Source organism: Pedobacter sp. KH_004 (assembly GCF_057840755.1).
On the sequence record NZ_CM174519.1, the window covers coordinates 1,131,556 to 1,149,343 of the forward strand.

Consider the following 17,788-nt stretch of genomic DNA (forward strand, 5'->3'; position numbering starts at 1 on the left):
TGGCAGGGTGGCTGAAGGGGTAGGCAGGGGTCTGCAAAACCTTTCATGGCGGTTCGAATCCGCCCCCATGCCTCTAATTGTAAAAATCTTTGATATATTATCGGAGCAAGAATTTCATTAATAGTTAATCATATTGGGACTTAAAACAGAAGGAGGACGGCTCCTCGAAGATATCTTCCACCCGATAACGGCGTTCAAATAGGAGAGGATTTTGTATGGATAGATTCCAGGCCATTCATCTTTATTTTTAAAGCTAAGTCATTAGGTGCGGGTAATTTATTATCATACATCAATTGAAGAATGAAATTTGGGCACTACTTTTGACGAAAGAGTCGTTCAAGAAATCAAACTTATATTTAATTTAAATTTCAAACCATGAGAAAATTATTTTTTGCGCTTCCGGCGCTATTTTTACTCGCATCTTGCGGAGGATCTTCAACTGATAATGCAAAAACAACGACTGAGCAAACCGCTGCAGCGCAAAAAGGTGAAACCCTAACATTAGATACTGCTGGCACTTCAGTTGATTGGAAAGCGGCACACAAAGGTGGTTTAGCGCCACGTTGGGGCAAAATCAGTGTAGACTCTGGATCCATCTCGATTGATAAAGATTCTTTAAGTGGTGGAGAATTCGTTATTAATTTAGGTTCGTTAAAAGTTGATCCTGCTTCAGTTACTGAAAAAGATAAAAAAGCAAGTGATTTAGAAGGACATTTGAAAAGTCCTGATTTCTTTGATGTAGCTAAATATCCGACTGCTAAATTTGTGATTACTAAAGTTGAGCCATTTTCTGGAACTCAAACATCTAATCTGTTGAAAGATCCTAATTATTTGATCAGCGGTAATCTGACTTTAAAAGACAGTACTTTGAATATCACTTTCCCATCAAAGGTAGAAGTTTCCGCTTCGGGCGTTACTGCAACTGCTAAGTTTGTAATTGATAGAAGTGCCTGGGGAATCAATTATAAAGCCGAAGGTAGTCCGGAAAACTGGATGATATCGAAAGATGTAGAAATTGGTTTAAACCTAAAAGCTAAAAAGTAACCCTTCAAAATTTTTTTGATCTTTTTGGTCAAGCTTAAAAGCGATACAGAATTTCGGCGCCCGATACACTAAGTGTTGGGCGCTTTTTTGTGATTTCAAATGCAGAAATGTACGCCTCTTTGTTGATGATATTTCTATTAATGGGAAGCGAGTTTATTGATAAATGAAATAATTTTTTTCTCCTGTGCATCTTCCGTTTGTTGTGAAATAATATCTTCGATGATGGCAGTTTGTTCACTTTCGGCCAGGGCTTTAAATTTTTGGTAAACATCTGCATCTTTCAGGCAATCTTTTATTCCCTGTTCATTGGTAAGTCTATCATCAGAGGTCTTGATCATGGTAACGGTTACTTCATCGCCGCCACTTTTATTAATCGCTTTCCGAATCGTACCGTTTATCGAAATCCGTTTATCCTTATTTTTTAACGGAGCTAAATTCAGGTCTTTGAATTCGTAACCATCTATGGTGCCTGAAACTTTCATAAAACCCCATCTGCCTCTAATGTCTTTAGTTCCCGGAATTACTAAATGATAAGTCCAGGCGCCTTTTCCGGGTTCGTGCTGAATCTTAAGTTTCTTATTTTCTAATAATTCTTTCATTACATCAAATATCTAAATTGAATCTTAACATTGAATACAATCATACAAAGCCTAATTCTGACTATTCAATTTCGGAAGTATAATCACGCCTTCGTCAGTATCGCCAATGGATTCATATTGTCCGTTTAAATAAAACAATCCGGCGAGTGCGGCGGTAATGGCATCAGCTTCATCGTGACTGATTTTGGTTTTCAGATAGTTTCCCTGTAGACCCAAACGGCTAATTCCCGCAATTAACTCTGATAAACCTATCTGTTTCCGCGTCAGGCCAAGAATATCCTGACATCCGCCGGGGAAAGTTTCTACAACATTAAATCCCAGCTGCCTGAATTTTGAGCTAAGTACAATACCTCTCAGCGTAAGTTTTTGCATACTTTTGATAAGCGGTGGATAGGATCTGATGCCTCGTTTCAACAGTAACCGTTCACATAATCGGGTTATCCCAAATTCCTGCCGTCCGGGATCCTCATCAAAAACAGAAATTCTTCCTTGTGGCAGAGTTAAAGGTGCATCTATACAAATCACCTGTGGATTTCTTGCGATAGTTTGCTCAATTAATTCCTCGTCAGATCGGATTCTTTTTGTTTCCACCACGCCATTTTGGAAAACTGCCCAGCCGGAAGGTTTTATTTCAGAACCTGTCAGATCAATTCCCACTGTAATACTTCCGGATGATTTTAGGAGTTCAATCGTTTCCAATTCGTTTTGATATTAGCTAGAATTACGAAAGGCTGGTGCTCATTTCCAACTCAGTTTTCTTATCCAAATTTAGGATTTTTCTCAAACAAAGCCCGGTTAAACGCAACAACTTCAGGATGAGAAGGATAAGACTTCATTGCAGAAAGTCCGGCAATCGCTTCGTCTCTTTTCACCGGAGCTTCTTCTCTCACGCCGTCAGATAAGGCCTGTTTTAATTCTTCTGAATTAAGTTCTGTGCAATACGCAGGTGTTCCCGGTTGATGTCTCCAGGATTCCGAAAGATTTCCGGCATCAACTGTATCAAAACCCGCATCATTAATCAATTCTGCAAGCACTTTTTTTGATGAAGCGTCATCTGCTGCAACTGCCATTGCAATTCTGTCTTCTGCATCGGGTTCTTTTCCGCCATTTTCCAGTGTTTCCGCCAACAAATTGTTGAAAGCCTTTACAACAGGTCTACCCAATTGTTCAGAAACCCAGATACTTTCCACTTTTCCGTTTTTGATTTCTTCAATATCAGCATCCCGAAAAGGGTAGTAGTTTGAGGTATCAACCACAATCACAGTTTCCGGAACATCTGCAAATAAATCTTTCGGCAAAGTTGGAATGGCGACTGTTGGTATGGAAATTACGAAAACATCTACGTCGCGTACCACATTTTCAGTTGTCGACGCTATTGCTCCAAGTTCTTCAGCTTTGGCGTCTAGTTCTGCCCCCTGTTTAGAGTTGCTTATTTTTACGGTATGTCCGGCTTTAACCATTTTTTTAGCAATGGTTCCACCAATGGCACCTGTGCCGATAATTCCTATCTTCATTTGATATAATTTTTTTATTTATTTAAATTTTAAGCTAAACCCGTGGGTCAATTCCATACTGTTCGGGTGCACCTATGTTTTCCCTTAAAGTTTTCCCTTCATATTCTTTGTTGAAAATGCCGCGTTCCTGTAAAATGGGAACAACTTCATCTACAAAAGCATCAATTCCGTCAGCATTTACATCGGGCGAAATCCAAAATCCATCGGCTGCGCCCGCTTCAAACCAGGCTTGCATATGGTCTGCCGCATCTACGCCGGGACCTACGATTACAGGATGATAATCGATCACACCGTGTGCCAGAATATCCTGAAGACTCCAGCCTTCTTTTGCAATTTTTAAAGCATTGGCCGAACGCGGGTCGTAAGGGGACGGACGGGCATTTTTCAATAGTGATTCAGGAATTGGTTTATCCAGATTTGAAGTATCCAAAGGGATGCCCAGCATTTGCTGAAGATAGGCAATTCGCTGAGGAAACTGATTTCCTGTCAGCTGAATGCGGCGGTCGAGTGCGGTGCGTCTGTCTTTAGTAATTGTAGTCATCAGTCCTGCAATATATTTGATTTCATTTGGGTCACGGCCGTAGCTTTTAGCGGATTCCCTAAACGCATTTCGCTGTGCTTTTGCGTCTTCAATGGTGAATGCTGCGCCGATTACCACGTTGGCAAATCGTCCCGCCAGCTCGTGTGCATTCGGACTTCCGCCGGCGTGAAAAATAATGGGCTGCCCCTGTTCTGAAGGCGGAATATAAAGCGGACCTCTTGAACCCACATATTTTCCCTGTAAATTAATGGGAAGTATCTTTTCTGTATCAGCAAACTGTCCGGTTTCTTGGTTATGAATCCACGCGTCTTTTCCCCAACTTCCCCAAAGTGCCTGAATCAGCTGAATTGTTTCGTGAGCACGGCCATAACGTTCTTCGCTTGATAGAATTCTTCTGCCATAATTCGCAGCGACATCTTCTCCGCTCGATGTGATGGCATTCCAGCCTGCTCTTCCGTGGCTCATTACATCCAAAGCTTTAAACTGTCTTGCCAGATTGAAAGGTTCATTAAACGTGGTAGAGCCTGTAGCAACCAGGCCAAGATATTCTGTTTCTCTTGCCACAGCAGCAAGCGTCATCATCACATCAAGATTAAAAGCAGGAGATTCGGTTTCAATATCCGTCATCACTGCTCCTGGACCATCCGGCAGAAATAAAAATTGAAATTTCCCTCTTTCTGCAGCCTGAGCCTGTTTTACCCGGGCATCAAAACTCGTATAGCTTTTGGGGTCAACTCCAGGCATTCGCCACGCACCGGGTTGGGAGCCATAACCGTTTCCAAGATGAAGACCGATGAGCATCTGCTTTTTGTCAGTGCTCAAATTATCATTATTATCTTCCAAATCACTCATTTTTAATCATTTAGAATTAGATATACAGAACACGGCTCAGACGCAATGCAAAACCAGCTTCCGGATTTGTTTCTTCGCTACTCATTCTTTCCATCATTGCTGCGAAGGCTAAATCGCGTCTTCCCGGCAAACGTTCTTTTTCTGCTTTATTAATCAGCGATTGCATTTCATACAGACTAAGATCCGTACAGTAAACGGGCGCACCAGGCTGCTGTCTCCACGAATCAGCAATCGGGCCGGAATAAAAAGCGTCGAAACCTGTTTCTTCAATCAACTGTTCTGTAACTACTATATCATTCTCACGGTCAGCAGCAAAAGGAATAGCAAGGCGGGAATCAGTTCCGGATGGTTTCCCATTTATTTCGAGTGACTGAGACCCAATTGCATTCCAGGCTTTAGCAATAGGTCGTCCCAACTGTTCTGTAACCCATAAGCTTTCTGCCAATCCGGCTTCCACAGTTTCAATTTTTTGGTCTCTAGCGGGATAGTAATTTGACGTATCTATTACTGTAACATTTTCCGGTACAGATGTTAGAAGCGGCGAAACAGCCGGTATGCTGTTTAAAGGAACTGATAGAATAATCACCTCTTTATCCAATACTGCTTCCTGAGCAGTTACGGCCTTTGCGCCAGCTGCAAGCACATCAGGATTGATGTTTTCCGGAGCTCCTGAGTTGGCCACTGATAGCTGATGACCGGCCGCGGCTAATTTTACGGCTAATGTTTTTCCGATGTGGCCAACGCCTATAATTCCTATTTTCATTTTGAAGATTTTTAAATTACTTCTACAAAATTAAATTAAAATTGCTTTACTTTGTATAGTAGTTTCCAAAAGGAAAGTGCATTTGTTTTAAAAATGAAATTGATATGGCTGGGAAAAAACCTTATTTATCGTGCCTGGACAGCGTGAAACCAGTAAGAGATGCGCTGGATGTAATTAATGGAAAATGGAAATTGCCGATTATCATTTCTGTAGGGGTGGGCAACGAGAGATTTACCGATATTCAGGACAGCATTCCAGGCATTACGCCAAAAGCGATGGCCAAAGAACTGAAAGAGCTGGAGCAGCACAAATTAATAGAGCGGATTGTCACCAATGATTATCCCGTAAAAATTACCTACAAATGGACGCCCTACGCCAAAACTTTAACACCAATAATTGATGCGTTGAAAGCGTGGGGAATAAAACATAGGGAAGAAGTTTTTAGGAAATAAGCAGTCGATGAGCTAACTTCTATTTCAAAATGAATTGGGTTGACTAAATTAAAATCTAAGTTCTGGCTCGAAACCGTCTTCTTTAAACCAGATTTTCCAGTCCAAATTCAGCCAGCTTATCTACAATCGGCAGAGTTTTTAATCCCAGATCGGTCAACCTATATTCTACTTTAGGTGGAATTTCGGGATATATTTTTTTGCTGACCAATTTATTTTCAACGAGCATATTTAGTTCCTGTATCAGCATCTTTTCACTGATGCCAGTAACTGCTCTTTTTAGTTCGCCGTACCGCATCACATTTTCGTTGATTTGATAAATGATCATCAATGTCCATTTGCCGCTTAGCAATACCAGCGAGGCTCTTAACGGACAGGTCGCATCGTAAACCTTTCCATGTCGCTAGATAAAGTGAATCAATAACAGGGTTTACAACTTTCGCAATCTGCCATTGATAATGTAACTCATCTTTTCGAGCTTATATTTCAACGATTGTTTTTGCCTGTTTACCGAAAGGTAAATCATTTTCGCTCATCACAGTCGCATCTTTAGATTATAAAACGAAGCAATACCGCTTAAATTAAAACTTAAAACCATGAAAACCAACATTGGAATCACCGAAAAAAACACAGACGCTGTTGCTGTAGAATTAGCAAAATTATTAGCTGATGAATTTGTGTTGTACACTAAAACAAGAAACGCACATTGGAATGTTACTGGCGATAATTTTCATGCTAATCATATTTTCTTCGAAAATCAGTATAAACAACTTGATGAACTGATCGATAGCGTGGCCGAGCGCATGAGAAAGATAGGTCATTTCGCTCCAGCAACAATAAAAAGCTATTTAGAGCTAACCCAACTAACCGAGTATAGTGAAAGAAGCAATGATGGCCTTGGCTTTATGAAGGATTTGTTGCAAGACCATGAAAGCATTATCGAGTTTTTACGTGGCAACATTGTTCCTTTTGCAGAGAAGTATAAAGATTATGGTACGAGCGATTTTATTACAGGTTTAATGGAAACTCACGAAGAAATGGCTTGGATGATTCGTTCATATTTCAGATAATCATTTTCAGGGTCTTCAAAACAAAATAGAGTAATTATATTTGGTGCAAATCATAAATAAACATCTCTATGAAAGCCCTAATTGTTGATGATAACGACATTGCCAGAACTACTTTGGCACACTTGGCGAAGAAAATTCCAAATCTTACTATCGTAAATGAATATGCTAATGCCATTGAAGCTTATAGCCATATACTATCGCAACCAGTAGATTTGATATTTCTAGATATCGAAATGCCCGAAATGACAGGAATTGAACTTACAAAAAATCTGTCGGGAAAGGATGTCATTATCATTTTTACATCTTCTAAAAAAGAATATGCGCTGGAAGCCTTCGAGTTAAATATTGCAGATTATTTGCTTAAGCCTTTTACGCCAGCCAGATTTTTACAGGCGGTGACTAAAGCCCAGGCTATATTTGATAGTAAAAAAGAAAGTGTAGAATATGAAAAGGACGAATTTCTTTTTGTTAGAGATGCCAATATTACCAGGCGATTGAAGCTAGACGATATTTTTTATGCGGAGGCCATGGGCGATTATGTGAAGTTTTATACCAGGGAAAAAATGTTTGCCATTCATGGAACCATGAAAGCAGCCGAAGAGCGTTTGCTACGAGATAATTTCATCAGGGTTCACCGTTCGTATATTGTTGCCGTAGGTAAAATAGATACTTTGCAAGACGGGGGAATCATCATCAACGGGAAATTTATTCCCGTAGCCGATGCTTATCGCAAAGCATTGAACACTAGAATGAACGTTTTTTAGCTTAAGTTTCGCTTTTGAAATTTTACCAGGTCTAAGGCTGATACAATCATAATTATCGACTTTATATTTTAATTTATGATCAACATTTCGACAGTTATGGGCAATAAACGATTTGCTTATTTGATTGTACTTACCTTTGTTGCAGGGTCTGCTTTACTAATTGCAGTACAAATAAATTCGGCCAGAAATACCAAAGCGCTCATTAATAACAATAATACGCTATTGCACGAACTCCACGCAAGCAATCATTTGCGGGAGATTGATCGGGATATTCTAGGCGTAGAAAGTCGGATAAGAGCATCTATTGCGACGAACGATACCACACATTTGGAGGGTATTGATCAGAAGATCAACCAGATTGAAACTTTTTTAGATTCGCTTTCTAAAGACAATGCAGATACTGCCGAAGAACATCTGATTACCCGTTTGAGTGTGCTTGCCATGGATAAAAAAGTGGTGAAGGAAAAACTCTTACATCGTTACCACGAGCTGGGGAATATGAATGATCAAACTTCGATTGCAAATCCCCGGGCTAGAAAAATATCTAACGAGATTACTTCTATCACCGCGAAGATTTATCGGAGCCGTCAATTACACATGATCGAGCTGAGTAAGAAAAGCGAGGAAATGGGAGATAAATCGCGGTTGTATGATATCTACATTTTGATTTTGCTTGTTATTGGCGGTGCGGTTGTTGGCTTCCATATCATTCGCCAATTTCGTAGGCAACACCTTTTAATTAAGGAGCTGGATGTTGCCGAAAAGAATGCTACCGTGGCTGCTCAAACCAAAGAAAACTTTTTGGCCAATATGAGCCACGAAATCCGAACGCCTTTGAGTGGAATATTGGGCTTTACCAATCTATTACAAAAAAGACCCTTGGATGATACCGCTGCGGAATTTGTTTCCTCTATTCAGCGTTCGGGAGAAAATCTGATGGCCATCATCAACGATATTCTTGATCTCTCCAAAATTGAAGCTGGAATGATGCGCATCACACCAGGCCTGTTCAGTGTTAACGGTTTAATCAACTCTGTTGAAACCCTGTTTTCCGAGCGTGTGAAAGAGAAAAAACTGACCATATCAAGTCAGGTAGATCCTTCTATTCCAGATACATTAATTGGAGATGCTACCAGACTTACACAAATTCTGGTCAACCTCATCGGAAACGCCATTAAATTTACACAGCAGGGAAACGTAAATATTGAAGTTTATAATAAAGTACAGCTTGATGGTCAAGTTACTGTCGGTTTTAAGGTTTCTGATACAGGGATTGGAATTGATAAAGAAAAATTAACTGAAGTTTTCGAACGATTTAATCAGGGTGAAGATTCCATCACCAGAAACTACGGTGGAACGGGTTTAGGCCTATCAATTGTAAAAAATCTGATTTTGCTACAGCACGGAAACATCGAAGTGAGTAGTGAACAAGGTAAGGGGACAACTTTTAATTTCTACATCCCTTATGGCATTTCTGCTGAACAAATACAAAATGTACCGGCATTAGATGTCAATCATTTTAAGGAAAAAAATAATATGCCTTGGCGGGTTTTAGTGGTAGATGATAATGCCATTAACCAGAGTTTAATGCGGCATTTGTTGTTGCAGTGGAACGTAGATTTTGACATTGTTGCTAACGGACTTGAGGCCGTTAACCGGTTGCGTGATTATGTTTACGATCTAATTTTGATGGACATACAAATGCCACAGATGGACGGTTATACGGCAACGCAGCAAATTCGGGAGGTGTTGCAATTAGATACTCCAATAATTGCGATGACGGCACATGCAATGGCAGGTGAGCGAGAAAAATGCTTGAGCAGGGGTATGAACGATTATATTTCTAAACCAATTAAAGAAGAAGAACTTTTTAAGCTGATTTCTAGTTTTGGATTGCAAGAGCGTCATCAACAAACGGTAGAAAATGTAACTGTTCAAAATAGTTTTAAATTTATCGATCTTGATTACATGCGATCAATCAGTGGAGGCGATGTCGATTTTGAAAAAACAGTTACACAGCAATTTATAACCAATGTACCCAAGCATTTACAGCAGTTAAAAACTGCCTATCAAAATAATGATTTTGCTACGGTAAACATGCGGGCGCACGATTTTAAAACCAGTATTGCTATGCTCGGCTTATTAAATATCCTGGCAGAAAAACTAGATTCTATTCAATTGGTTTCTGAACAAAATGAAGTGACGGAACAGACTATAAAAGATTTAGAATACGTGTTAATGCAAGCAGTTGCTGAAGCAAAAATATTTTTACAACAACTTTAAAAAGATTAGATTATGGATTTGTTTTCTCCTTTTAAACTACGCAACTTAACGTTAAAGAATAGGGTGGTGCTTTCTCCAATGCAGCAATACAGTGCGAAAAATGGCATTCCTGGAAACTGGCATTTGGTACATTTAGGAAGCCGGGCAGTTGGTGGTGCTGGTTTAATAATCACCGAATGCACAGCGGTAGCGCCTAAAGGTTTAGCCACTTTAAGTGATGTAGGGATTTGGAATGAGGAACAAAAAAATGCCTGGAAAACTATTGTAGATTTTGTTCATGAGCAAGATGCTAAAATTGCGATTCAGCTGTGGCATTCGGGAGGAAAGGGAAGTTTAAAACATCCAAATGAAGGGATGAAACCATTAACGCCAGAAGAAGGCGGATGGACGGTGAAATCGTGCTCTGCAATAGAGATGAACGGAGTAGCCTGGCAAGAATTTACCCTCGAAGAAATTTCTGAATTAAAAAGGGATTTTGCTGATGCAGCAATACGTGCGGTCGAAGCCGGCTTTGATGCCATAGAGATCCACGCGGGGCATGGTTACCTATTTCACCAGTTTTATTCTGCCGTGATTAATAAGCGACAAGATGAATACGGCGGCAGCTTGGAAAACCGAATTCGTTTTTTGGTAGAAACCGTTAAAGAAATAAGAAGTGTAATTCCAGAAGGCATGCCGCTATTGGTTAGAATTTCGGCTGTAGATTACATCGATACCGCTGAAGGATGGACTTTGGAAGATAGTATAACGCTTTCGAAAACACTTAAAGAAAACGGGGTGGATTTTATTACCGCCTCTGGTGGAGGATTTACCAATGTAAGTAAAGACAAGGTTTTTCCTGGTTACCAGGTTCCCTTTGCAGCTGCCATTAAAGAGCAAGTGAACATCGCCACTGGTGCTGTCGGGATGATCAACACAGCCGAGCAGGCAAATGAAATTGTGGCTAGTGGTAAGGCAGATTTGATCTTTATTGCCAGAGAACATTTACGCGATCCGTATTTTGCTCTCCACTCGGCTAAAGCTTTGGGTGTTGATATAGAAGTCCCTTGGCAGTATAAAAGAGCTTTTAGTTTGTATTAATTAATTTCAACATGGAAAAAGACGGTGCTTCGGTTGTAATTACCCATCATATTTTAAACGATAAACAGAAAGAATATGAACAATGGCTCAGTGAAATCATTCCTATCTCCAATCATTCTGAAGGCTTTATAGATTTACAGATTGTAAGGCCCATTCCGAAGCTTACCTTTGTGTACACCGTAATTATTCGTTTTGATACTATTGAGCATCTCAAAGTTTGGATGGAATCTGACGATCGAAAAAGAATGATCGATAAGGCACAGCCATTCTTTAGAAAAAATGATCGGTATCAAATCAAATCAGGTTTAGATTTTTTATTTAACAATGAAAGTGAAGGCAACAAAACGCCTGTCCGCTGGAAACAATTTTTGGCCACCTGGTCGGTCATTTACCCATTGTCAATCTTAGTGCCGCTACTCTCATTGCCTGTGTTAAGACTGTTGAATATTCCTGTAAATCATTATTTCGATGCATTTATAAATTCCGGATGCATTGTGCTGGCAATGGTTTACGTGGTGATGCCGAATTACACTAAACTCATTAAGAAGTGGCTTTATAGATAGCATTATTCGCTTTATCATTTCAAGTTGTTCAAAAAGCAGCAGACATTATTCTATTTGTCTGCTGTTTTTTTTTGCGCTTTTCCTTAGAACAGAAACTTAATCAATTCTTTTTGATCCTGCCTTCGGTGGGTTTTGCGTTAGGGATTGAAAGGGTTTAGTACCAATTCTTTATTGGTACCGTAGCGAAGCGGAGCCCTGCAAAGCCGGACCCTTGTGTAGCTTGGGTAATGCCCAGATTGACTGGAAACTTTCATGTAGAATTAAAGGTAATCTCACCTATTTATCGCCATACCCCTGTATTTAACGACATTTTTTGCCCGTTCATCGAAGGGTGATTTATTTGGCTCGAGACTCGTATTAGTTTTACACCATCAAGTTAATACAATTAAAAACCCTAACATTATGGAAATCCTACAAACCCCAGAAAATGCATTGTCTCATTCAACAGTAACAGCCATCATCAATGCGCCGTTTGAAAAAGTAAATATCGCCGATTGGTTATTAAACCTTCCTGATGCCGAATATCAAAGGTGCTCCACCCAACATATTGGCGCCGCCATTTCTTCAACCTACGATGGGCAGCCTGTATCACTAAACGTCGAAACTATCGGTGATGCGTTGATGGTTCAACATTATGTAGCTGTTGAGCACCGCCCGGATTATTGCCGGATGCTTTCCATTTCTAATTCGATTACAAAAGGGGGCCGTACAAAAGTTCAGGTACTTTGGGAACTTAAAGCCACAAAAATAGACGAACAAACCACCTTGTATACCAACGAAATTCACGCCACTGCGACACCAGAAATGTTCGAATATTTAAAAGCGCATAACATAAATTTAGCGGATGCTGCCGCTTCCAGACAAGCCGCTTCTGATGAGCATAACCATGAAGAAACGCCAAACTTTGCAAAAAGTATCGAAAACAAAGCATTAACGGGAAAGTATAACCAACCTTTTTAAACCGATCACGAGCGTAGTTCAATACGCTCAATCATTAAACAACCTTAACAAGTTCTAAAATCTATCTCAGCTGATCTCAACGATTACTTTCGCCCATTCACCGAATTGAAAATTAAAATGATAGGTTTCTGAGATAGATTTACAATAGAAAAAAACAAGAACCAAAAAAAATACGACTATGAAAACAACATCACTAAGTTTTAGATACGAACTGGAAAAAAAAGAACCACGTACCAACGATGGAGGAACTACGAGGGGTGCATCTGTTACTGATTTTCCAGCATCAATCGGTATTGCCGGAGTTTCGATGAGATTGCAACCTGGAAGTATGCGTGAATTACATTGGCATGCCAACGCTGCAGAATGGGCGTATGTAATTTCAGGAACGGTTCGTACTACCATCATTCATCCTGATGGACATAGTTACATTGACAATTTCGAGCCTGGAGATGTTTGGTATTTTCCTAAAGGTTACGGTCATTCCATCCAGGCAACCGGAACGGAAGAATGCCATTTCATTTTGATATTTGATAATGGAAATTTTTCTGAAGACCATACTTTCAGTGTTACCGATTTTGTTTCTTGTATGCCGCCAGAAATTGTAGCTCAAAACTTGGGTTTAACGCTAGAAGAGGTTGCTGCGCTACCTCAAAAAGAAGCTTATTTTGCAGCTGGAGTGGTTCCTGATGAAATGTCGTTTGTTGCGCAAGCTCGCCCCGATGAAAAAGATATTCAGTTAACAAGTTTTCATAGATACCCTTTACATGCGCAACAACCAAGAATTGTACCTGGTGGAGGATTACAGCGATTGGTTAGCAGTAAAGAATTTCCAATCAGCAGTACCATGTCTGGTTCTATTATCGAATTGCAACCTGGTGCGCTAAGAGAAATGCATTGGCACCCAAATGCAGACGAATGGCAATATTACATATCTGGTCAGGCAGAGATGTCGGTTTTCCTGGCGGAATCTACTGTGGTACCCGAACAATTTAACGCTGGAGATGTAGGTTATGTGCCAATGGGAGCGGGGCATTATATCAAAAACACAGGAGATACAGTTTGCAAAATCCTCATTGGCTTCAATAGCGGAACCTATCAATCTATTGATTTAAGCGAGTGGCTGGCTGGAAATCCTAAAGATGTAGTGGTAACTAACTTCGGATTAAAAGACGGTGAAATTGCAAAATTTCCGACTGAAAAAATCTTTATTCAACCTAAAATATAATTTCAAACCTCATTTAAACTATTGATTATGAAAACGACACAAATCAAAATTACAGCCCGCATCAGCTTATTTTTAGTGATGCTTTTGGGCTCGGTACAATTTTCTCTGGCTCAAACTTCAGTACCGACTGTAAATGCCAATACCTCAAAAATTTGGGGTGCTGTAGATGGAATTGCCATCGAAGGGATGGTTCAAGGTCCTTCTACCGAAGTTACGCCGCTACAAATTGCCTGCGTTTTTGAATATACCGAAGGCGATATTTTCAACTCTCCACCAGCATTGCCCGAAGCGGTAAATGGAATGGTGCATCTTGATAAAAGTCTGAATGGTTTGATCACTGAAATCCGTAAGTCAGGCAAATTTGCGGGCCATTCTTTAGAAACCTTTTTAATTACGCCACCAGCCGGAACTATCGGAGCAAAAAAACTATTGCTAATCGGTTTAGGCGATCGAAATAAATTTACACCCGAGTTAATGAAGCAAGTGGCTAGCGTAGGTATGGAGGAAGCATTGCGATTAGGAGTTACTCAATATGCATTCGCAAGCGACCTTAAAGATGCGGGAATTGATTCTCCTACAGCGGAAGTTGCGGGTTATGGTGTAACTGGTGCTGTTAATGCCTACAGAACCCAGGTGTTTTTGAAAACGAAGAAGATGGCAAACTTTAAACCGATTCAAAAAATAACGTTATTGGCTGGCCCAGCTTACTTTACAACTGCTGGAGAAGGTATTAGCCAGGCCATTACAGCTTTAAAATAATTGAGAGTCGGTTATAAAGTTAAATTCTAAAATGCAACAGCCAATGGTTTCTTCAGTTAATAGCTCCTTACTGCCGGCACAGATAGCCTTACAAGAAAAGTTAGCCATATGCCTGGCTGTAGTTGCCGGATTTGTTGATGCAACGGGACTGATTAAGTGGAAAACTTACGTATCGTTTATGAGTGGAAATACCACGCAGTTAGGATCAGCGATTTCTTCGGATCAATTCGGAACGATGATCATATCGCTTACTGTTATCGGCTGTTTTGTATGCGGCATTTACTTGGGAACCTGCTTATCATTATCGAAACTTAACAAAACGAAAGCTTTAACATTTTATCTCGTTTCTGGAATGTTAATCGTTTACACCGCGGCCGCCAATATTTTTGCGATACCAGCTATTCCATCTGTTGCCATTATTGGATTGGCGATGGGATTAATGAACACAATCGTAACCGCCGTTGGCAACCAGAATGTGAATACCGATTTTGTAACCGGGACATTGAATAGTCTCGCCAGGAATACGGCAATGCTTACCATGAGCAATGACGAATTAGAAAATACAAAGTATAAATCAAACGCCACACACCTTTTACTGGTTTGGCTTGGCTTTTTATCCGGTGCATTTATGGCGCATTATGCCTTAATTATTTTTGGTGCCTGGATCTTGCTATTGCCTGCATCGGTATTGCTTATTTGCTCACTGTTTTATAAACCAACCGCAATTAATCCCGGTGCTGATGGAATTCTGGAAACTTTAGAAACCCTTAAAACTAAATAATGATGTCACTAAAACCAATCGTCAGCAATGCTGACCATGCACAAGGCAATATGGATGCAGACCTTGTTATTGTAGAATATGGCGATTATCAATGTCCATACTGCGGAGCAGCGTATCCTATCCTTAAAAAATTAATGAGTCAATTTGGAGATCAAATCAAATTTGTGTTCAGGAATTTTCCACTTTCAGAAATGCATCAATATGCCAGAGCTGCGGCGCTGGCTGCAGAAGCCGCTGGTTTGCAAGGTAAATTTTGGGAGATGCATGATGCTATTTACGAAAACCAGCGAGCGCTAAACGAAATGTTACTGATGAAGCTAGCTGAAAAATTAAAACTCAACATTTCTCAATTTGAGGAAGACATACAAAGTCAAAAGGTGGGAGAAAAAGTCGATTCAGACTTTGAAAGCGGGGTGATGAGCGGCGTAAATGGTACCCCATCGTTTTACGTAAACGGAAAAAAATTCGATGGTGGTGCAGAAGATTTACTGCAACTGATTAGCGCCGAAGAAGAATAGCATTGGTACAACAGCTGCGATACTTAAAATTAATGCCGAAAGCGATGGATTTTTATCATAGATCAATTTGATCTGAAATTCTCAAAGCTACATTTGTACTAGAAGTAATTAAAAAACCCTATAAATATTGATCATAAACTTAAAACTTAGAAACCATGAGTACACTAAAATTAAAAGACGGAACAGAGATTTTTTACAAAGACCAAGGTAAAGGACAAACTTTAATGTTTCACCACGGATGGCCGCTATCATCAGATGATTGGGATGCGCAAGTGATATTTTTCTTACAGAAAGGTTATCGCGTAGTCACTCACGACAGGAGAGGACATGGTCGCTCTAGTCAGGATATTTATGGCCATACCATCGAGCAATATGCGTCTGATGCAGCTGAACTGGTAGCGTTTCTTGATCTGAAAGATGTGATCCACATCGGGCACTCAACAGGCGGTGGCGAAGTGATTCGCTATGTGAACAAATATGCCAATGGCAGAGCCAAAAAAGCAGTTTTAATCAGTGCAGTTCCACCAATAATGGTAGCTAACGATAGCAATCCTGATGGAGTTCCGATATCGGTTTTTGACGGTATCAGAGAACAGACTTTGAACAACAGACAGCAATTTTATATCGATTTGACTTTTCCTTTTTACGGCTATAACCGAGAAGGCGCTAATGTGAAAGAAGGCGTACAGAGAAACTGGTGGAGACAAGGCATGATGGGCGGAATTGTGGCGCACTATGAAGGAATCAAAGCATTTTCTGAAACCGATTTCAGAGAAGATTTAAAAGCAGTGGATATTCCTGTGTTGGTTTTGCATGGCGAAGATGATCAGATTGTACCTTATCAAAATGCCGCTTTAAAATCAATTAAATTATTGAAAAACGGTACCATAAAAACGTATCCTGGTTTCCCTCATGGAATGCCAACAACTGAAGCAGCGACAATAAATAAAGATCTTTTGGAGTTTATTGAAGCATAGTCATAAAATTTTGGTAACTTCATTACCAATTACTTATATAAAAATAAAGCCTTTCATTTCTGAAAGGCTTTATCTGAAACAAACCATATTATAGATGGTATGGTTTGCAATCTATCTTTCTATCCTATCCAGGCATAGATCGTCCCGTGTTAAACTAGATGCTCCTAATTTGACATTGTAAATTTACCTATTGTAGCTATTGCGGTATATAGCCCTTTACTACCATTCTTATTTAGTTTTTTTCTCTATCAGATTGATATGTCTTTGATAAATTCATTGCCGAATTTCAATTAAGAAACTACTCATAAGTAGCAAATCAGCCTTTAGCGAGCTGCAGACACTGGCTTTCATTCCAAAATTCAGTTTGTAAATAGCTATTCCAGTTTTCGATAGCCTCTAAGAATTTTATCCATTTTCAGATTTAATTAATTAGCAAAACTTAATGGTAAAATCTATGGTTGTAAAAGAAAGCAACCCTACAGAACATACCATGAAAACAAAAGACACAGGAAGCGATCCAAAATTCGCATCTAAAACAACTGTTGACGATTCTCCGGCCTTAAACGATTTATTTAAGGATTCAATTGCAGATTTATATTGGGCAGAAAACCATCTGGTTAAGGCCTTGCCAAAAATGATTTCGGCAGCTACAGCAGATTCGCTTAAGAAAGCGATCACCTCTCATCTAGAAGAAACTAAAACACATGTAAAAAGACTAGAGCAGGTTTTTGAGCTGATGGGCGAAAAGGCTATCGCCAAGAAATGCGACGCCATGGAAGGTTTAACAAAAGAAGCGGAAGGAATTGTTGAAGAAACGCCACCTGGAACTGCAACAAGAGATGTGGGTATTATTCTCGCTTCGCAGAAAGTAGAGCATTATGAAATTGCCAGTTATGGCGGCCTTCATCAATTGGCCATTACTTTGGGTTTAACAGATGTTGCTGATGTATTGGCGCAAACGCTTGAAGAGGAAAAGTTAGCGGATACAAAACTAACTGATATTGCAGAAAACGAAATCAATTACAACGCGGCTGAGGAGGCATAAA

Annotated in this window: 20 protein-coding genes and 1 tRNA gene; 15 read left to right on the plus strand and 6 right to left on the minus strand. The window is 39.9% G+C overall.

Annotation, left to right across the window (positions count from 1 at the left end):
• Window position 1 precedes the first annotated feature (1 nt).
• Window positions 2-73 (plus strand) — tRNA-Cys (locus AC3ITD_RS04970).
• 302 nt (window positions 74-375) lie between these two features.
• The gene (locus tag AC3ITD_RS04975; RefSeq protein ID WP_489364540.1) at window positions 376-1,044 is read left to right on the plus strand and encodes a YceI family protein; all 669 of its coding nucleotides are present in this window, start codon (window positions 376-378) and stop codon (window positions 1,042-1,044) included.
• A 137-nt stretch (window positions 1,045-1,181) separates the two neighbouring features.
• Here the strand turns inward: AC3ITD_RS04975 and AC3ITD_RS04980 are convergent, their stop codons facing one another.
• The 5 genes from AC3ITD_RS04980 to AC3ITD_RS05000 are packed head-to-tail and all read right to left on the minus strand — an operon-like array spanning window position 1,182 to window position 5,313.
• Entirely contained in the window at window positions 1,182-1,643 is a 462-nt protein-coding gene (locus tag AC3ITD_RS04980) for a DUF1905 domain-containing protein (protein ID WP_489364542.1), read from the minus strand.
• A 51-nt stretch (window positions 1,644-1,694) separates the two neighbouring features.
• Window positions 1,695-2,342: a DUF429 domain-containing protein gene (locus AC3ITD_RS04985; protein WP_489364544.1), complete on the minus strand. Its 648-nt coding sequence runs from the start codon at window positions 2,340-2,342 to the stop codon at window positions 1,695-1,697.
• 59 nt (window positions 2,343-2,401) lie between these two features.
• Entirely contained in the window at window positions 2,402-3,175 is a 774-nt protein-coding gene (locus tag AC3ITD_RS04990) for an NADPH-dependent F420 reductase (protein ID WP_489366632.1), read from the minus strand.
• A 16-nt stretch (window positions 3,176-3,191) separates the two neighbouring features.
• Window positions 3,192-4,550 (minus strand): NtaA/DmoA family FMN-dependent monooxygenase, encoded by a 1,359-nt coding sequence (locus tag AC3ITD_RS04995; protein ID WP_489364546.1) that lies wholly within the window; start codon window positions 4,548-4,550, stop codon window positions 3,192-3,194.
• Between the two features lie 16 nt (window positions 4,551-4,566).
• A complete protein-coding gene (locus AC3ITD_RS05000) occupies window positions 4,567-5,313 on the minus strand; it encodes an NADPH-dependent F420 reductase (RefSeq protein ID WP_489364548.1) in 747 nt (248 codons plus the stop codon).
• Window positions 5,314-5,417: 104 nt separating this feature from the next.
• Here AC3ITD_RS05000 and AC3ITD_RS05005 point away from each other — a divergent pair, with 104 nt between their 5' ends.
• A complete protein-coding gene (locus tag AC3ITD_RS05005) occupies window positions 5,418-5,765 on the plus strand; it encodes a winged helix-turn-helix transcriptional regulator (RefSeq protein WP_489364550.1) in 348 nt (115 codons plus the stop codon).
• Window positions 5,766-5,847: 82 nt separating this feature from the next.
• Here the strand turns inward: AC3ITD_RS05005 and AC3ITD_RS05010 are convergent, their stop codons facing one another.
• Window positions 5,848-6,114: a winged helix-turn-helix transcriptional regulator gene (locus AC3ITD_RS05010; protein ID WP_489364552.1), complete on the minus strand. Its 267-nt coding sequence runs from the start codon at window positions 6,112-6,114 to the stop codon at window positions 5,848-5,850.
• Between the two features lie 244 nt (window positions 6,115-6,358).
• Here AC3ITD_RS05010 and AC3ITD_RS05015 point away from each other — a divergent pair, with 244 nt between their 5' ends.
• The 12 genes from AC3ITD_RS05015 to AC3ITD_RS05070 all read left to right on the plus strand — a co-directional run bounded on the left by AC3ITD_RS05015 (window position 6,359) and on the right by AC3ITD_RS05070 (window position 17,787).
• Entirely contained in the window at window positions 6,359-6,832 is a 474-nt protein-coding gene (locus tag AC3ITD_RS05015) for a Dps family protein (RefSeq protein ID WP_056849934.1), read from the plus strand.
• A 68-nt stretch (window positions 6,833-6,900) separates the two neighbouring features.
• Entirely contained in the window at window positions 6,901-7,596 is a 696-nt protein-coding gene (locus AC3ITD_RS05020) for a LytR/AlgR family response regulator transcription factor (RefSeq protein WP_056849935.1), read from the plus strand.
• Window positions 7,597-7,671: 75 nt separating this feature from the next.
• Window positions 7,672-9,879: an ATP-binding protein gene (locus tag AC3ITD_RS05025; protein WP_489364555.1), complete on the plus strand. Its 2,208-nt coding sequence runs from the start codon at window positions 7,672-7,674 to the stop codon at window positions 9,877-9,879.
• 12 nt (window positions 9,880-9,891) lie between these two features.
• Entirely contained in the window at window positions 9,892-10,959 is a 1,068-nt protein-coding gene (locus tag AC3ITD_RS05030; RefSeq protein ID WP_489364557.1) for an NADH:flavin oxidoreductase/NADH oxidase, read from the plus strand.
• A gap of 11 nt (window positions 10,960-10,970) precedes the next feature.
• Complete coding sequence (locus AC3ITD_RS05035) at window positions 10,971-11,522, plus strand: antibiotic biosynthesis monooxygenase (RefSeq protein WP_489364559.1); 552 nt, start codon at window positions 10,971-10,973, stop codon at window positions 11,520-11,522.
• 402 nt (window positions 11,523-11,924) lie between these two features.
• Entirely contained in the window at window positions 11,925-12,482 is a 558-nt protein-coding gene (locus tag AC3ITD_RS05040) for a hypothetical protein (RefSeq protein ID WP_489364561.1), read from the plus strand.
• A gap of 178 nt (window positions 12,483-12,660) precedes the next feature.
• Entirely contained in the window at window positions 12,661-13,707 is a 1,047-nt protein-coding gene (locus AC3ITD_RS05045) for a cupin domain-containing protein (protein WP_489364563.1), read from the plus strand.
• 27 nt (window positions 13,708-13,734) lie between these two features.
• Window positions 13,735-14,466: a M17 family peptidase N-terminal domain-containing protein gene (locus tag AC3ITD_RS05050; protein WP_489364566.1), complete on the plus strand. Its 732-nt coding sequence runs from the start codon at window positions 13,735-13,737 to the stop codon at window positions 14,464-14,466.
• A gap of 43 nt (window positions 14,467-14,509) precedes the next feature.
• Entirely contained in the window at window positions 14,510-15,247 is a 738-nt protein-coding gene (locus AC3ITD_RS05055) for a YoaK family protein (RefSeq protein ID WP_489364568.1), read from the plus strand.
• Complete coding sequence (locus AC3ITD_RS05060) at window positions 15,247-15,765, plus strand: DsbA family protein (protein WP_489364570.1); 519 nt, start codon at window positions 15,247-15,249, stop codon at window positions 15,763-15,765. The genes AC3ITD_RS05055 and AC3ITD_RS05060 overlap by 1 nt, the downstream gene beginning before the upstream one ends.
• 155 nt (window positions 15,766-15,920) lie before the next feature.
• Complete coding sequence (locus AC3ITD_RS05065; protein ID WP_489364572.1) at window positions 15,921-16,742, plus strand: alpha/beta fold hydrolase; 822 nt, start codon at window positions 15,921-15,923, stop codon at window positions 16,740-16,742.
• Window positions 16,743-17,184: 442 nt separating this feature from the next.
• The gene (locus tag AC3ITD_RS05070; protein WP_265799203.1) at window positions 17,185-17,787 is read left to right on the plus strand and encodes a YciE/YciF ferroxidase family protein; all 603 of its coding nucleotides are present in this window, start codon (window positions 17,185-17,187) and stop codon (window positions 17,785-17,787) included.
• Window position 17,788: the final 1 nt, after the last annotated feature.

Excerpts from the sequence above, each read along its gene's own strand:
- AC3ITD_RS04975 (WP_489364540.1), top strand. The coding sequence starts at position 376 with ATGAGAAAATTATTTTTTGCGCTTCCGGCGCTATTTTTACTCGCATCT.
- AC3ITD_RS04980 (WP_489364542.1), bottom strand. The coding sequence starts at position 1,643 with ATGAAAGAATTATTAGAAAATAAGAAACTTAAGATTCAGCACGAACCC.
- AC3ITD_RS04995 (WP_489364546.1), bottom strand. The coding sequence starts at position 4,550 with ATGAGTGATTTGGAAGATAATAATGATAATTTGAGCACTGACAAAAAG.
- AC3ITD_RS05000 (WP_489364548.1), bottom strand. The coding sequence starts at position 5,313 with ATGAAAATAGGAATTATAGGCGTTGGCCACATCGGAAAAACATTAGCC.
- AC3ITD_RS05005 (WP_489364550.1), top strand. The coding sequence starts at position 5,418 with ATGGCTGGGAAAAAACCTTATTTATCGTGCCTGGACAGCGTGAAACCA.
- AC3ITD_RS05015 (WP_056849934.1), top strand. The coding sequence starts at position 6,359 with ATGAAAACCAACATTGGAATCACCGAAAAAAACACAGACGCTGTTGCT.
- AC3ITD_RS05020 (WP_056849935.1), top strand. The coding sequence starts at position 6,901 with ATGAAAGCCCTAATTGTTGATGATAACGACATTGCCAGAACTACTTTG.
- AC3ITD_RS05025 (WP_489364555.1), top strand. The coding sequence starts at position 7,672 with ATGATCAACATTTCGACAGTTATGGGCAATAAACGATTTGCTTATTTG.
- AC3ITD_RS05030 (WP_489364557.1), top strand. The coding sequence starts at position 9,892 with ATGGATTTGTTTTCTCCTTTTAAACTACGCAACTTAACGTTAAAGAAT.
- AC3ITD_RS05035 (WP_489364559.1), top strand. The coding sequence starts at position 10,971 with ATGGAAAAAGACGGTGCTTCGGTTGTAATTACCCATCATATTTTAAAC.
- AC3ITD_RS05040 (WP_489364561.1), top strand. The coding sequence starts at position 11,925 with ATGGAAATCCTACAAACCCCAGAAAATGCATTGTCTCATTCAACAGTA.
- AC3ITD_RS05045 (WP_489364563.1), top strand. The coding sequence starts at position 12,661 with ATGAAAACAACATCACTAAGTTTTAGATACGAACTGGAAAAAAAAGAA.
- AC3ITD_RS05050 (WP_489364566.1), top strand. The coding sequence starts at position 13,735 with ATGAAAACGACACAAATCAAAATTACAGCCCGCATCAGCTTATTTTTA.
- AC3ITD_RS05055 (WP_489364568.1), top strand. The coding sequence starts at position 14,510 with ATGGTTTCTTCAGTTAATAGCTCCTTACTGCCGGCACAGATAGCCTTA.
- AC3ITD_RS05060 (WP_489364570.1), top strand. The coding sequence starts at position 15,247 with ATGATGTCACTAAAACCAATCGTCAGCAATGCTGACCATGCACAAGGC.
- AC3ITD_RS05065 (WP_489364572.1), top strand. The coding sequence starts at position 15,921 with ATGAGTACACTAAAATTAAAAGACGGAACAGAGATTTTTTACAAAGAC.
- AC3ITD_RS05070 (WP_265799203.1), top strand. The coding sequence starts at position 17,185 with ATGGTAAAATCTATGGTTGTAAAAGAAAGCAACCCTACAGAACATACC.